A 15,035-nucleotide genomic window follows, 5' to 3' on the forward strand; every position below is an offset into this window, starting at 1 on the left:
CAAGAGGGCCGCAGGCCGAGATACACCCCGGGCCGGGCCGGAACCCCTCCCGCCGCGCGGTACCTTCGTGCCGCGGCCGAGCCCAGCGCTCGCGATCGCGTGAAGCGAGAGGGAGAGTGAACCGTGAGCAAGTTCGTGCGGCCGGCAGCCGAGGGCGCGGACCCGTTCGGCACGGCCCGCCTGCGCCGCGGCGTGCAGGACGCCTGGGCCACCAGCCCGGCCCGGTTCCGTGAGGACGCCAACGCCGAGGAGGACCTCGTCCTCGGCGGCTACCGGGACCGGCTCGTCGTCGAGCTCGCGCAGAACGCCGCCGACGCGGCAGCCCGCGCCGGCGTCCCCGGCCGTCTCCGCCTCACCCTCCGCGACGGAGTACTCCTCGCGGCCAACACCGGCGCCCCCCTCGACGCGGCCGGCGTCGAATCGCTCGCCACCCTCCGCGCCTCCGCGAAGCGGGACGCGCACGACACCGCCGTCGGCCGCTTCGGCGTCGGCTTCGCGGCCGTCCTCGCGGTGACCGACGAGCCCGCCGTGGTCGGCCGGCACGGCGGCGTGCGCTGGTCCCTCGCCGAGGCCCGCGAACTGGCGGCGGACACCGCCCGCCACAGCCCGGGCCTCGGGGACGAGATCCGTCGGCGCGACGGCCACGTGCCGCTGCTCCGGCTGCCGTTCGCGGCCGAGGGCACCGCCCCGGACCCGTACGACACCGTCGTGATCCTCCCGCTGCGCGACCCCGCCGCCGAGGGCCTCGCCGAGCGCCTCCTGCAGAACATCGACGATGCCCTCCTGCTCGCCCTCCCGGGCCTGGAGGAAGTGATCGTCGAGGTCGGGGAGGGCGGCGAGGACGTACGCACGCTGCGACGCCGCGACGACGAGCACGGTGTCACCATCGAGGACTCCCGCCACGGCACCACGCCCTACCGCACCGTCTCCCACCACGGCCCCCTCGACCCCGCGCTCCTCGCCGACCGCCCGGTCGAGGAGCGCCTGCGCCCGCACTGGTCGGTGACCTGGGCCGTACCGGTGGACGCGGACGGCACGCCCGCGCGGCCCCGTACCAGCCCCGTCGTGCACGCGCCCACGCCCAGCGACGAACCCCTGGGCGTGCCGGCCCTCCTCATCGCCTCCCTCCCGCTCGACACCACCCGGCGCCACGCCGCACCCGGCCCGCTCACCGAGTTCCTGGTGGAGCGCGCCGCGGACGCCTACGCCGAACTCCTCGCCGCCTGGCGCCCGGTGGACACCGGGATCATCGACCTCGTGCCCGGCCCGCTCGGCAAGGGCGAGCTGGACGGCACCCTGCGCCAGGCGATCCTGGACCGGCTGCCGCGTACCGCCTTCCTGCCGCCCGCCGTCCCTCGGGCCAAGGACCAGGACACCCTGGCGGACTGGCCCGAGGGCGAGAGCGACGGCGGAACCGCGTCCGCGGGCGGGATCGGTCTCGCGGAGATCGCGGAGATCGCGGAGAACCCGGACGCCCTCCGGCCGCGCGACGCCGAGGTCGTCGAGGGCGCCGGTGCCGACACCGTCCGCGTCCTCGCCGAGGTGATCCCCAGCCTGCTGCCCGCCGGACTGGAACGCCGGGTGGAGCTGCGGACGCTGGGTGTCGCCCGCGTCCCGCTCACCGAGGCCGTGGACCGGCTGGCCGGCCTCGAGAAGGACCCGGGCTGGTGGTGGCGGCTGTACGACAGCCTCGCCGGCGTCGATCCGGACCGGCTCTCCGGCCTGCCCGTACCGCTCGCCGACGGCCGTACGACCATCGGCCCCCGCCAGATTCTGCTGCCGCTCCCCGAAGGGCCTACTCCCGACGACACCTGGGCCGCCACCTCCGACGCCCTCGCCCGTCTCGGCCTCAAGGTCGCCCACCCGGACGCCGCCCACCCCCTCCTGGAGAAGCTGGGTGCCCTCCCGGCCACACCCCGCGCCGTCCTCACCACCCCGCAGGTGCGTGCCGCTGTCGCCGCCTCGCTCGACGACGGGGGCGGGGCGTGGGACGAGGACGCCCCGGACGCGGAGGAACTGGCGGACACCGTCCTCGCGCTTGTCCGTGACGCCGGCCTCGAACCTGGTGACGAGCCCTGGCTCGGCGCCCTCGCCCTCCCGGACGAGGAGGGGGAGCCGACGCCCGCGGGCGAACTCGTGCTGCCCGGCAGCCCCTTCGCGCAGGTCATGAGCGAGGACGAACTCGCCTTCGTCGACGGCGAGCTGGCCGACCGCTGGGGCGAACAGCCGCTCGCGGCCTGTGGTGTGCTCGCCAACTTCACCCTCGTCCGCGCCACCGACGTCGTCCTCGACCCGGACGAACTGGAGCCCCGAGACTCGGACTTCGCGGAACCCGACGACGCGGGTCTGCTGGACGCCGTCGACGTGTGGTGCGAGGACGTCCTCGACCGGCTGCCCGACACGCCGGTGCCGCCGGTCGCGACGGAGATCGTCGCTGTACGGGACCTGGACCTGGTCGACGACGACCGCTGGCCGCAGGCACTCACCCTGCTCTCCCAGCCACCCCTGCGGGACGCGCTCACCCAGCCGGTGCGGATCCTCCTCCCGGACGGCACGCACGAGATCGTCCGGCCGTACACGGCCTGGTGGCTTCGCGGCCACCCCGTCCTCGACGGCCGCCGCCCGGCCGGTCTGCGGGCGGAGGGCAGCGACCCCCTCCTGCACGGCCTGTACGACGCCGCCGACGCCACCGGTTTCGACGACGAGCAGGTCCTGCGGGCCCTGGGCGTACGCACCTCAGTGGCCGCCCTCCTGGACGAGCCCGGTGGCGCCGCCGAGCTCCTCGACCGGCTCGCCGACCCCGACCGCGAGGTGTCCGGAGCACAACTCCACGCCCTCTACGGGGCCTTGGCCGACCTCGAACCCGAACAGGTGACCCTGCCGGACGAGTTGCGGGCCGTGGTGGACGGCGAGGTGGTCGTCGTGGACGCCGCCGACGCCGTGGTCGTCGACTCGCCCGACCTGCTGCCCTTCACCGGTGGCATGCCGCTGCTCCCCGTACGGCCCACGCGCGCCGCCGATCTCGCCGAGCTGTTCCAGGTGCGGCGGCTCAGCGAATCGGTGACCGGAGAGGTGACCTCGGAGGGCACCGAGCACGACGTACCGGATTCCGTGCGGGTCCTGCTGGGTCCCTCGACCCCCACCTCGTACGTCGAACACGAGGAACTCGTCGTCGACGGCACCGAATTGGACTGGCGCCGCACGCGGGACGGGGTGCTGCACGCCGCGACCGTGGAGGGCGTGGCGGCCGGCCTCGCCTGGGCGGCCGGACAGTGGCCGCGCCGCTTCGAGGTCGCGGCCCTGCTGGAGGACCCGTCCCGCACGGAGGAACTGGCCCGGGACCGCTGGTTCGACTGAGGTCGGATACGGGCCGTCAGAGGGCGCTGGACACAGGCCCGTCGGAGGGCGTGCGCGGTCGTCCGCGTCCCCTCCGGCGGGCTCGTGCTGTGACCTTCGCCATACCCGCACAAAGGTTCCACCACCCGTACAACCATTCGCTCCCCTCGCGAATCTGATCACCCGAGTCAACAGACTCCATGATCACTTGGGCCCCAAGGGAAGACGAGCCGTGAGGAACGACCACTCACCACCGGGGCCCCTTTCTCCACTTGGGGATCGCATGCGCATTCGCGCCACTGTGGCCGCCGTCTCCGGCGCCCTGGCCCTCTCCGCTTTCGTCGTCCCGGCCGCTCACGCTGCCGACGCCCCGGGCGTCGCCGCGCTCGTCGGCAGCGTCCAGTCGAACACGGCGAAGTCGCCCACCGACGTCACCCAAGGTGACACCAAGATCTCCAACGTCGTCGTCAACGGCGGCAAGGGGGTCGTCTTCGGCACGACCACGAAGAAGACCTTCACGGTCACCTTCACGGCCTCCGACAACTCCGGCATCAACATGGCGCTCGCGGTCCTGTACCACGGCGCGAACATCGACGACTCCGACAACGGCGCCGTGCCGAACGAGAACGGGGGCGAGAAGGCCTCCTGCACCGCGGTCAGCAGCACGACCTCGAACTGCAAGGAGACCTTCACGATCCAGGCCAACCAGCAGCTGCTCAACGCGCACGCGGGCACCTGGAAGGTCTGGGCGATCGCGCAGGGCAAGGACGCCGACTACGTCCAGAAGGACAACGCCAAGAGCTTCTACGTCCAGCGCGCCTCCAAGCTGACGGTCAACGCGGCCCCGGAGCCGGTCAAGAAGGGCAAGACCATCACGGTCACCGGTGCCCTGACCCGCGCCGACTGGCAGACCGGCAAGTACACGGGCTACGTGGGCCAGCCGGTGAAGCTGCAGTTCAAGAAGAAGGGCGCCAGCGCCTACACCACGGTCAAGACGATCAAGACGACCACGGGTGGCGCGCTGAAGACGACGGTCACGGCGTCCGTCGACGGCACCTTCCGTTACTCCTTCGCGGGCACCACGACGACCCCGGCCGTCAACGCCACGGGTGACTACGTCGACGTGCAGTAAGACGGCCCATCACCGTCCCGCGGCGCAGCTGGAATCACCCGGCGCGCCGCGGGACGTGATCTCGGCCGCGCGCGCACAAATTTTTCATTACCCGTACAACCATTCGCTCCCGTCACGGATCTGATCATCCGAGTCAAGAGACTCCACATCACTTGGGCCCCGAGTGACGACGAGCCGTGAGGAACGACCACTGTCGGGGCCCCTTTCTCCACTTGGGGATCGCATGCGCATTCGCGCCACTGTGGCTGCCGTTACCGGCGCCCTGGCCCTCTCCGCGTTCGTCGTGCCGGCCGCGCACGCCGCCGACTCCGCCGCCTCTTACCGCGCGGACGTCGCCAAGGTCCTGGAAGCCGCGCACTCCGCGTCCGGCAAGACCGCGTTCACCGCCACCACCACCGCCGACGACGCGCCGTACGCCCTCAACGTCACCTTCTCCAACCTCAAGGTGAACAGCGGCAAGGCCATCGCGGTCGGTACCACCAACCACGTCGCCGTTCCGGTCACTTACACCCTGACCCACGGCGCCGACGTCGACATCACCGCCGCCGACTTCCAGACCGGCCCCTACATCTACAAGGGCACCTTCGGCAACGCGGACAACGAGCTCTTCGGCGTCAACGCCGCGACGTGCACCAGCACCTCGTCGACCGCCGCCTCCTGCAAGGGCAACATCGACATCTACCCGGCCGAGGGCGACCTCATCAACTCGGACGCCGGTGCCTGGAAGGCCGCCGGTCTGGCCATCGCGCTCAACGGCCAGGACCCGAGCAGCTCCAGCTTCGACGTCACCAAGGTCGGAGTCGCCGACTTGGGCGGCTTCACCTCCCCGAACGTGCAGCGCTACTCCAAGCTGACGGTCAACGCCTCCCCGGAGCCGGTGAAGAAGGGCAAGACCATCACGGTCACGGGCAAGCTGACCCGCGCCAACTGGGAGACCAGCAAGTACGCGGGCTACACCGGCCAGTCCGTGAAGCTGCAGTTCCGCAAGAAGGGCAGCACCACCTACACCACCATCAAGACGATCAAGACGGACGGCTACGGCAACCTGAAGACGACCACCACGGCGTCCGTCGACGGTTACTACCGCTACAGCTTCGCGGGCACCTCGACCACCCCGGCCGTCAGCGCCGCGGGTGACTACATCGACGTGCAGTAGTCGTGCAGTAGTCGACCCGCAGTGGTCGACGCGCAGTAATCACCGTGCGGTCCCCGCGCTCCCGCCAGGGGCGCGGGGACCGCACGCGTTCCAGCCGTACACATTCCATGGGGGGGAATCCATGCGCAAGCGCACCACCACCGTCGCCCTGCTCGCGTCCTTCGCCGCCGCCGGAGCCGCTCTGGCGCCCGCGGCCTTCGCGGACGGCAGCCAGGGGGACACGAAGATCACCAAGGTCGTCGTGAACGGCGGCAAGGACGTCGTCATCGGCGCGACGACCGTCAAGAAGTTCACGGTCTCCGTCACCGCCACCGACGACCATGGCATCAAGAGCGCCGACATCACCCTCAACGGCCCCGGCTACGGCATCCTCACCACGTCCTCGGTGAAGTGCGTCGCCGCGAGCGCCACGACGTCGACCTGCTCCACCAGCTTCACCGTCGACCCGCGGGTGTACGACGTCACGAGTGACCAGGCGGGCACCTGGTACGTGGACGCCTGGGTCGACGCCAACGGCGACGACTCCAACTTCATCTGGAAGGAGAAGGCGGGCAGCTTCAAGCTCCAGCGCCTGTCCAGGCTGACGGTCAACGCGGCCCCGGAGCCGGTGAAGAAGGGCAAGACCATCACGGTCACCGGCGCCCTGACGCGCGCGAGCTGGGAGTACGGGAAGTACGTGGGTTACACGGGCCAGCCGGTGAAGCTGCAGTTCAAGAAGAAGGGCGCCGGCGCCTACACCACGGTCAAGACGATCAAGACGACCAGCGGCGGCGCCCTGAAGACGACGGTCACGGCGTCCGTCGACGGCACCTTCCGTTACTCCTTCGCCGGCACCACGACGACCCCGGCGGTCAACGCCACCGGTGACTACATCGACGTGCGCTGACCCGCGCGCGCCGCAACACGAAGGCCGGGTGCCGCCCCGTTGACGGCCGGCACCCGGCCCTTTCGTCTTCTCGGTGGGCGCCGACGCTCAGTCGGCCAGGACCTCGATGAAGTACGCCGATACGGCGTTCACGTCGACGGTGGACAGATCCGTGACCGAATCCGGAGAGTCCGCGTCTTTCTCGTAGCGGGCGACAACGAACCTCATGGCGTCGCTTTCCGTGTGGTGGACGGCAGGGCTACGCCGGGAACCGGCGGTCCACCCATTTCCACAGGAACTCCAGGGTGGCCGCCGCCACCACCGAGATGCCCACCGCGATCCACGGCATCTCCACGCCCACCAGCTTCAGGGCGAAGAAATGCTGGAGCCACGGCACGATCAGTACGACGAGGAACGCCAGGCCCATCGAGGCCACCAGGGCGACGCGCCACCAGGTGTACGGGCGGGCGACGATCGCCAGTACCCACATCGAGATCAGGAACAGCGTCAGCGTGGCGGCGCTGGTCTCCGCGTCCAACTCGCCGGGCCCGGTGTAGTGGTGACGGGCCACCAGGTATGTGATGAAGGTGGCGACGGCGGCGACGACTCCCCCGGGGATCGAGTACCGCATGACCCGCTGGACGAAGTGCGGTTTCGCCCGCTCCGTGTTGGGGGCGAGCGCGAGGAAGAACGCCGGGATGCCGATGGTCAGGGTGGACAGCAGGGTCAGGTGCCGGGGCAGGAAGGGGTACTCGACCCGCCAGCACACCACCAGGATGGCCAGCAGCACCGAGTAGACCGTCTTCACGAGGAAGAGGGTCGCGACGCGGGTGATGTTGCCGATGACCCGGCGGCCCTCCGCGACCACCGAGGGCAGCGTCGAGAAGCTGTTGTTGAGCAGCACGATCTGGGCCACCGCCCGGGTCGCCTCCGAGCCCGAGCCCATGGACACGCCGATGTCGGCGTCCTTCAGGGCGAGCACGTCGTTCACGCCGTCGCCGGTCATCGCGACCGTGTGGCCGCGTGACTGGAGCGCGCCCACCATGTCCCGCTTCTGCTGCGGGGTGACCCGTCCGAACACCGTGCCCTTGTCCAGCGACTTCGCCATCTCCTCCTTCTCGTCGGGAAGGCGGCGCGCGTCCACGACAGTGCCGCTCAGGCCGAGCTTCCCGGCCACCGCGCCGACCGAGACCGCGTTGTCGCCGGAGATGACCTTCGCCTTGACGTCCTGTTCGGCGAAGTAACGCAGGGTGTCCGCCGCGTCCGGGCGCAGCCGCTGCTCCAGGACCACCAGGGCGGTGGGCCGGGCGCCCTCCGTCACCCCGGGATCGTCGAGGTCCTTCGAGGCCTTGGCGAGCAGCAGCACCCGCAGCCCGTCCTCGTTCAGCCGCGCGGTCTCGGCGAGCGCCGGGTCCCCGTCGGGCAGCAGCACGTCGGGGGCGCCGAGCAGCCACGTACTCGACTCTCCGTTGCCCTCGCTGAAGGACGCCCCGCTGTACTTGCGGGCCGAGGAGAACGGCAGCGACTCGGTGCAGCGCCAGTCCTCGCTGTCCGGGTAGGAGTTGATGATCGCCTGGAGGGAGGCGTTCGGGCGCGGGTCGGACTCGCCGAGCGCCCCGAGGGCCTTGCGTATGTACGTCTCGTCGGCGCCCTGGATGGGCCGCAGCTCGGTGACGTCCATGCCGCCCTCGGTGAGGGTGCCGGTCTTGTCGAGGCAGACGGTGTCGATGCGGGCGAGGCCCTCGATGGCGGGAAGTTCCTGCACGAGGCACTGTTTCCGGCCAAGCCGGATGACGCCGATCGCGAAGGCCACGGAGGTGAGCAGGACCAGGCCCTCGGGGACCATCGGGACGATCCCGCCGACCGTACGGGCGATGGAGTCCTTGAAGCCGTGCTGCTTGACCACGAGCTGGCTGATGACCAGACCGATGGCGGTCGGGATCATCATCCACGTCACGTACTTGAGGATCGTGGAGATACCGCTGCGCAGCTCGGAGTGGACCAGCGTGAAGCGGGACGCCTCCTCGGCGAGCTGTGCCGCGTACGCCTCCCGTCCCACCTTCGTCGCGGTGAACGCGCCGCCGCCCGCGACCACGAAACTGCCCGACATCACCTCGTCGCCGGGGTGCTTGACCACCGGGTCCGCCTCACCGGTGAGCAGTGACTCGTCGATCTCCAGACCGTCGGCCTCGACGCACGAGCCGTCCACGACGATCTTGTCCCCGGGCCCGATCTCGATCACGTCGTCCAGCACGATCTCCGACGTACGGACCTCGCCCGCGATCCCGTCCCTGCGGACCGTCGGTTTCGCCTCGCCGATCACCGCGAGCGAGTCGAGGGTCTTCTTGGCCCGCCACTCCTGGATGATGCCGATCCCGGTGTTGGCGATGATCACGTACCCGAACAGGCTGTCCTGGAACGGTGCCACGAACAGCATGATCAGCCAGAGCACACCGATGATCGCGTTGAACCGGGTGAAGACGTTGGCGCGGACGATCTCGCCCATGGAGCGGCTGCTGCGTACGGGGACGTCGTTCACCTCGCCGCGGGCGACCCGTTCGGCCACTTCGGCGGCGGACAGCCCCGGGGCCCGCTTGGGGGCGGGCAGGGGCACGGGGTGAACAGGGTCGAGTTCGGCGCCCGCGTCGATGTGCGTCATGCATTCGACGGTACGTGCGGAAATACGGCTTCACCCGCCGAGTGCCCCAAAGATCCGACCAGGGGAGGACCGGGGCGGCGGTGAGTGATGCCGTGGTTGTAGGGGGAGCCGGTTACTCCGCAGCAGCGGACGAGGGTCGCTCCGCTTCGGCTGCCGCCCTCTTGAGGGCGGCGTCGCGCCCGCGGACGTACCAGATGCCGATCAGGCCGAGGCCCGCGCCGGCCAGGCAGGTCCACACCCACCACAGGTGCCCGTGGTCGTCGAACCAGCCGTAGAACGGCAGCTGCACCAGGAAGAGGACGAACCAGAGGATCGTGCCGCCCGTGATGGTGGCGACGACGGGGCCCTCCAGGGGCTCCGGCGCCTCGTGCTTGGGGGTCCACTTCGCCATGGACACAGCTTACGAGGCCGTCCACCCCGGCCCCGCCGGACCCGTGCGGCCCTTGTATACCAACGGTCTACGCGCGGAGATAGCGATTTCGGACTCATATGTTCATACTGAAACGGTCTGAGTCTGGCTCTTTCTGTTCGTACGAAACTCCAACGGAAACATCTGAGAAACCTGTTGGTGATCGCGCAGCGGCCAGACTCGATCATGTTTTTCCCAGCCCGGCGCCTTCCCCCAAACTCTCGGCTTCGCCCGAGCAGGGGGTACCCCCATCGCCCGGCGCCAGTCCTGGCCCGCAAGGCCCCGCACGTATGAGGTCACCCATGTCCACCTCGGCCACCACCAAGGCCCCCGCCCCGGACCAGCCCGGGCCCGGCCCCGCGCAGGGCGCGCTGGACCGCTATTTCAAGATCTCCGAGCGTGGCAGCTCCCTGCCCCGCGAGATCCGTGGCGGTCTCGCCACCTTCTTCGCGATGGCCTACATCATCGTGCTGAACCCGATCATCCTGGGCAGCGCGAAGGACATGTACGGGCACCACCTGGACAACGGCCAGCTGGTCACCGCGACCGCCCTGACCGCGGCCTTCACCACGCTGCTCATGGGCGTCATCGGCAACGTGCCGATCGCGCTGGCTGCGGGCCTCGGCGTGAACACGGTCGTCGCCCTCCAGCTCGCCCCGCGGATGTCCTGGCCGGACGCCATGGGCATGGTCGTCCTCGCGGGCTTCATCGTGATGCTGCTCGTCGCCACCGGTCTGCGTGAGCGGGTCATGAGCGCCGTGCCGCTGGGCCTGCGCAAGGGCATCGCGATCGGTATCGGCCTGTTCATCATGCTGATCGGCCTGGTCGACTCCGGCTTCGTCACGCGCATCCCGGACATCGCGCAGACGACCGTGCCGCTCCAGCTCGGCGCCGACGGCCACCTCAACGGCTGGCCCGTCCTGGTCTTCATCCTCGGCACGCTGTTCACCCTCGCGCTGATGGTGCGCAAGGTGCCCGGCGCGATCCTGATCTCGATCGTCACGATGACGGTCGCCGCGGTGATCATCAATGCCGTCGCCAAGATCCCGTCCTGGGGTCTGACCACCCCGAAGTGGCCCGGCAACCCGGTCGCCACCCCGGACTTCGGGCTCGTCGGCAAGGTCAGTCTCTTCGGTGGCTTCGACAAGGTCGGCGTGCTGACCGGCATCCTCTTCGTGTTCACCGTGCTGCTGTCGACCTTCTTCGACGCGATGGGCACGATCATGGGCATCAGCGACGAGGCCAAGCTGACCGACGCGCAGGGCAACATGCCCGGCATCAACAAGGTCCTCTTCGTCGACGGCATCGCGGTCGCCGCGGGCGGCGCCACCTCCTCCTCGGCCACCACCTGCTTCGTGGAGTCCACGGCGGGCGTCGGCGAGGGCGCGCGCACCGGCTTCGCGAACGTCGTCACCGGTGCGCTCTTCGCCGTGGCGCTGTTCCTCACCCCGGTCGCCACGATGGTCCCGTCCCAGGCCGCCACGCCCGCGCTCATCGCGGTCGGCTTCCTGATCATGTCCCACTCGGTCAAGGAGATCGACTGGGCGGACTACACGATCGCCATGCCCGCCTTCGTGACCATGGTGATGATGCCGTTCACCTACTCGATCACGAACGGCATCGGCATGGGCTTCATCACCTTCGTGGTGCTGCGCCTGGCCGCCGGCCGCGCCCGGGAGATCCCGGTCGCGATGTACGTCGTCTCGGCGGTGTTCGCCTTCTACTACCTGATGCCGGCCCTGGGCCTGACGTAAGCGGCCCCGTGGGGGTCACGCGAGCGGCCCCACGGGGGCTCACGTGACCCCGTAGAACTTCTCCGTCTCCTCGACCGCGGTCTGGAACCGCTCGTCGAAGTCATCGCGAATGAGCGTCCGGACGACATAGTCCTGGACGCTCATTCCGCGTTTGGCGGCATGGTGCCGGAGCCGGTCGAGCAGCTCCCCGTCCATCCGCAGGCTGAGCACGCTGGTCCCCATGCAGTCGAGGGTCGCGGGCGCCGGGTGGACGAGGGGTCACTTTCTGAATGCGGCTCACTCATATGGGTGACGTAAAGGTTCAGTGGCCCGTGTCACGGGCACTCTGTGGCTCTTTAGCGAGAGTAATGAGTTACCCTAAAGACATGGCTGACCTCACCCATGGCGACGACGCTGCCGCCGTGAACGCCCTGCGCTCCGCAGTAATGCGGCTGTCGCGTCGACTCAAGCACCAGCGGGTCGACGAGTCGCTGAGCCCGACCGAGATGTCGGTGCTCGGCACCCTCGCCCGCTGTGGCACCGCCACGCCCGGCGAGCTCGCCCGTAAGGAGCATGTGCAGCCACCGTCGATGACCCGCATCGTCGCGTTGCTGGAAGCCAAGGGCCTGGTCAGACTGGAGCCGCACCCCGAGGACCGGCGCCAGAAGGTCGTCACCCAGACCGACAAGGCCGAGGCGATGCTCGAGGAGAGCCGCCGCAAGCGCAACGCGTTCCTTGCCGGACTGGTCGAGGCCCTCGACGAGGACGAGTGGGCGAAGGTCCGCGAGGCCGCGCCCGTCCTCGAAAAGCTCGCGCAACTGTGACAGGGGCGCACACCCGGCTCGGGCGCACCCGCGACAGGCGCGGCTTCGGCGCGGGCGCCTCGCGGCGGTCGCAGCGGCGCTCGGCAGAGCGCCGGATGTGCGCCGGCCGCGGTGTCCCATGCACCGCCAGGGGCACGCCGTGACGGCCGTGCGCACTGCCCCGCACGCTCCGCCGTGCCCGAACCTCACCGTGACAGACGCGGCCGCGCCCGCGAGCGATGACGTCCCACGCTAGGAGGCGAATCCCTTTGAGTACGGGATCCGGAATACCTTCCGCCCCCGGACCAGCCACCCCCGACTCCCCGCCCGCCCCCGGGAATTCCTCCCGCTCCCCCCGCTCCTCGATGTTCAGCTCGCTGAGGATCAGGAACTACCGGCTGTTCTTCCTCGGCCAGGCCGTCTCCAACACCGGCACCTGGATGCAGCGCATCGCGCAGGACTGGCTGGTCCTGAGCCTCACCGGCTCCTCCGCCGCGGTCGGCATCACCACCGCGCTGCAGTTCCTGCCGATGCTGCTCTTCGGGTTGTACGGCGGCGTCCTCGTCGACCGCCTCCCCAAGCGCCCCACCCTGCTGGCCACCCAGACCGCCATGGGCGTCACCGGCCTCGCGCTCGCCTTCCTGACCCTCTCCGGCCACGTCCAGGTCTGGCACGTCTACCTGGCGGCCTTCGCCGTCGGTCTCGCCACGGTCGTCGACAACCCGGCCCGCCAGTCCTTCGTCTCCGAGATGGTCGGCCCGGGCCAGCTGCAGAACGCGGTCAGCCTCAACTCCGCCAACTTCCAGTCCGCCCGTCTGGTCGGCCCCGCCGTCGCGGGAGTCCTGATCACCGGCGTCGGCACGGGCTGGGCGTTCCTCTTCAACGGCCTGTCCTTCGTGGCGCCCATCGTCGGCCTGCTCCTGATGCGCGGCCGCGACCTGCACCCGGTCGAGCGGGCGCCGCGCGGCAAGGGCCAGCTCCGCGAGGGCCTGCGCTATGTCGCCGGCCACCCCGAGCTGATCTGGCCGATCGTCCTCGTCGGCTTCATCGGCACGTTCGGCTTCAACTTCCCGGTCTGGCTCTCGGCGTACGCGGACGACATCTTCCACGCGGGCGCCGGCGGGTACAGCCTCTTCAACACGCTGATGGCGGTCGGCTCGGTGGCCGGCGCGCTGCTCGCCGCCCGCCGCGGCACGGCGAGACTGCGCATCCTGATCGCGGCGGCCATGGCCTTCGGCATCCTGGAAGTGGTGGCGGCCCTGGCTCCGTCCTTCTGGCTCTTCGCCCTCCTCATGGTCCCGATCGGGATCTTCGGCCTCACCGTCAACGTCACGGCGAACACCGCCGTCCAGATGGGCACCGACCCGGCCATGCGCGGCCGGGTGATGGCGCTGTTCATGATGGTCTTCATGGGCGGTACGCCCCTGGGGGCGCCCCTGGTCGGCTGGGTCACCGACGCCTACGGTCCGCGCGTCGGCTTCGCCCTCGGCGGCCTGGTCTCGGCCGTCGCCGCGACCACCGTCGGCCTGGTCCTGGCCCGTGTCGGCGGGCTGCGTCTGTCCGTGGGCTGGCATCACGGCCACCCGCAGGTCAGCTTCGTACCGAAGGAAGCGGGGGAGCAGCAGGAGCAGCTGGCCACGGCGGTGTGACGACGGCCGTACGGCCGTCCAGCCATCCGGACGACGGCCGTACGGCCGTCCAGCCATCCGGACGACGGCCGTACGGCTGTCCGAGTGCCCGAATCCGGACCAGTGCCGGCCGGAACGCCGTCGGGCTCACTCTCAGCGGCCCGCTGAAGGGGTGGTCGAACTCGTACACGATGAGGAGCATCACGCCCACGGTGAAAAACGCCCGGGAGCGCGCGTCCCACACGCCGACCACGACCGTCGCGAGCACGACCGCGTGGATCACCCCGACCTGCGCGTACACGAACCCCACCGCGTCGTTGTTCGCCTTCCGCTTGGCCGGCGGCACGGTCCGCGCGACGGCGAACACGCCCGCCGTCGCCACCGCCGAGCCCGCCAGGAGCAGCAGGATTCCGGGCACGGGCACGTGGCGGCCCCCGTCGACGTACGCACGCACCTGCATTCATCGTGGGCGAAGGTGGCCCGGTGATCCATTCCCTGGAAGGGTGATGCGCATGAGACTCTTTGCGGCCGTGCTGCCACCGGAGGACGCGGTGCGTGAACTCGGCACGGTGGTCGACGAGTTGCACCGCCTGCCGGGCGCGGACGGACTGCGCTGGACGGGCCGCCCCGGCTGGCACTTCACCCTCGCCTTCTACGGCGAGGTGGCGGAGGAACTGGTCCAACCCCTGTCGGACCGCCTGGCCCGCGCGGCTCACCGCACACCATCCTTCCCCCTCGCCCTCCATGGCGGCGGCCACTTCGGGGGCCGGGCGCTGTGGACCGGGGTGTCGGGAGACGTTCCCACGATGCGGCTGCTGGCCGACCGGGCGGAGGCGGGGGCGCGGAAGGCGGGCGTCGAGACGGGCGAGCACCGTCGCTACCGCCCGCACCTGACGCTGGCCCGCAGCCGGGACACCACGGACTTCGACCCGTACGTCGCCGCCCTGGCCGCCTTCGCCGGGCGGGGCTGGACGGCCCGGGAACTGTGTCTCGTACGCAGCAATCTGCCGAGGTCGGGAGTGCGGGGGGAGCAGCCCCGCTACGAGACGGTGGCGCGCTGGCCGCTGGACGGGGCGGGCGGCTGAAGGCGCCCGGGGGCGGCCGGTTAACCTCGATGACGTGAACCCGAAGACCCGAAACCAAATCATGGCCGGTGTGCTCGTGCTGATGTTCGTCGTGGTGGCGCTGGCGGCGGCGGTCAAGTAGAGCCGCAGCTGGGCTGCGGATCGACTACTCCAAGCACCTGATCACGGACGAGACCCTCGCCCTCCTCCAGGAACTGGCCACCGCCACCGACGTGTTCGGACTGCGGGA

General features: G+C 70.2%; 12 protein-coding genes. 8 read left to right on the forward strand and 4 right to left on the reverse strand.

Translation table 11 applies throughout. The features are described from left to right. The first annotated feature begins 123 nt into the window (after positions 1 to 123). From ABZ656_RS16945 to ABZ656_RS16960, 4 genes are all read left to right on the forward strand, one after another. Positions 124 to 3,357 carry a molecular chaperone Hsp90 gene (locus ABZ656_RS16945; protein ID WP_101404373.1) on the forward strand — a complete coding sequence of 1,078 codons (3,234 nt, stop codon included), beginning with the start codon at positions 124 to 126 and terminating at the stop codon, positions 3,355 to 3,357. A gap of 262 nt (positions 3,358 to 3,619) precedes the next feature. After that, positions 3,620 to 4,468, forward strand: coding sequence for a DUF5707 domain-containing protein (locus ABZ656_RS16950; RefSeq protein WP_101404374.1), 849 nt, complete (start codon positions 3,620 to 3,622; stop codon positions 4,466 to 4,468). 223 nt (positions 4,469 to 4,691) lie between these two features. Next, the gene (locus ABZ656_RS16955; protein ID WP_360268710.1) at positions 4,692 to 5,624 is read left to right on the forward strand and encodes a hypothetical protein; all 933 of its coding nucleotides are present in this window, start codon (positions 4,692 to 4,694) and stop codon (positions 5,622 to 5,624) included. 121 nt (positions 5,625 to 5,745) lie between these two features. Continuing rightward, positions 5,746 to 6,510: a calcium-binding protein gene (locus ABZ656_RS16960; RefSeq protein WP_360268713.1), complete on the forward strand. Its 765-nt coding sequence runs from the start codon at positions 5,746 to 5,748 to the stop codon at positions 6,508 to 6,510. Positions 6,511 to 6,748: 238 nt separating this feature from the next. Here the strand turns inward: ABZ656_RS16960 and ABZ656_RS16965 are convergent, their stop codons facing one another. Continuing rightward, positions 6,749 to 9,148, reverse strand: a complete 2,400-nt coding sequence (locus ABZ656_RS16965) for a cation-translocating P-type ATPase (RefSeq protein ID WP_101404377.1) — start codon at positions 9,146 to 9,148, stop codon at positions 6,749 to 6,751. Between the two features lie 112 nt (positions 9,149 to 9,260). Beyond that, a complete protein-coding gene (locus tag ABZ656_RS16970) occupies positions 9,261 to 9,539 on the reverse strand; it encodes a DUF2530 domain-containing protein (protein ID WP_101404378.1) in 279 nt (92 codons plus the stop codon). Positions 9,540 to 9,859: 320 nt separating this feature from the next. Between ABZ656_RS16970 and ABZ656_RS16975 the strand changes: the two genes are divergently transcribed. After that, on the forward strand, positions 9,860 to 11,311 hold the full coding sequence (locus ABZ656_RS16975) for an NCS2 family permease (RefSeq protein ID WP_360268717.1): 1,452 nt from the start codon (positions 9,860 to 9,862) through the stop codon (positions 11,309 to 11,311). A gap of 39 nt (positions 11,312 to 11,350) precedes the next feature. Here the strand turns inward: ABZ656_RS16975 and ABZ656_RS16980 are convergent, their stop codons facing one another. After that, on the reverse strand, positions 11,351 to 11,533 hold the full coding sequence (locus tag ABZ656_RS16980) for a ribbon-helix-helix protein, CopG family (protein ID WP_101404380.1): 183 nt from the start codon (positions 11,531 to 11,533) through the stop codon (positions 11,351 to 11,353). Between the two features lie 143 nt (positions 11,534 to 11,676). On the opposite strand from ABZ656_RS16980, the gene ABZ656_RS16985 reads away from it, so the two are divergent. Both ABZ656_RS16985 and ABZ656_RS16990 read left to right on the forward strand, forming a co-directional pair. Continuing rightward, positions 11,677 to 12,114: a MarR family transcriptional regulator gene (locus tag ABZ656_RS16985; RefSeq protein ID WP_054235179.1), complete on the forward strand. Its 438-nt coding sequence runs from the start codon at positions 11,677 to 11,679 to the stop codon at positions 12,112 to 12,114. 344 nt (positions 12,115 to 12,458) lie between these two features. Further along, positions 12,459 to 13,742 (forward strand): MFS transporter, encoded by a 1,284-nt coding sequence (locus ABZ656_RS16990; protein WP_180362446.1) that lies wholly within the window; start codon positions 12,459 to 12,461, stop codon positions 13,740 to 13,742. Here the strand turns inward: ABZ656_RS16990 and ABZ656_RS16995 are convergent. Beyond that, the gene (locus ABZ656_RS16995; protein WP_360268722.1) at positions 13,684 to 14,175 is read right to left on the reverse strand and encodes a hypothetical protein; all 492 of its coding nucleotides are present in this window, start codon (positions 14,173 to 14,175) and stop codon (positions 13,684 to 13,686) included. The two genes, ABZ656_RS16990 and ABZ656_RS16995, sit on opposite strands and share 59 nt — an antisense overlap. Positions 14,176 to 14,233: 58 nt before the next feature. Between ABZ656_RS16995 and thpR the strand changes: the two genes are divergently transcribed. Beyond that, on the forward strand, positions 14,234 to 14,806 hold the full coding sequence (thpR, locus tag ABZ656_RS17000; RefSeq protein WP_360268725.1) for an RNA 2',3'-cyclic phosphodiesterase: 573 nt from the start codon (positions 14,234 to 14,236) through the stop codon (positions 14,804 to 14,806). Positions 14,807 to 15,035: the final 229 nt, after the last annotated feature.

Source organism: Streptomyces sp. NPDC007095 (genome assembly GCF_040634475.1).
In the GTDB taxonomy this organism is placed as follows: Bacteria; Actinomycetota; Actinomycetes; order Streptomycetales; family Streptomycetaceae; genus Streptomyces.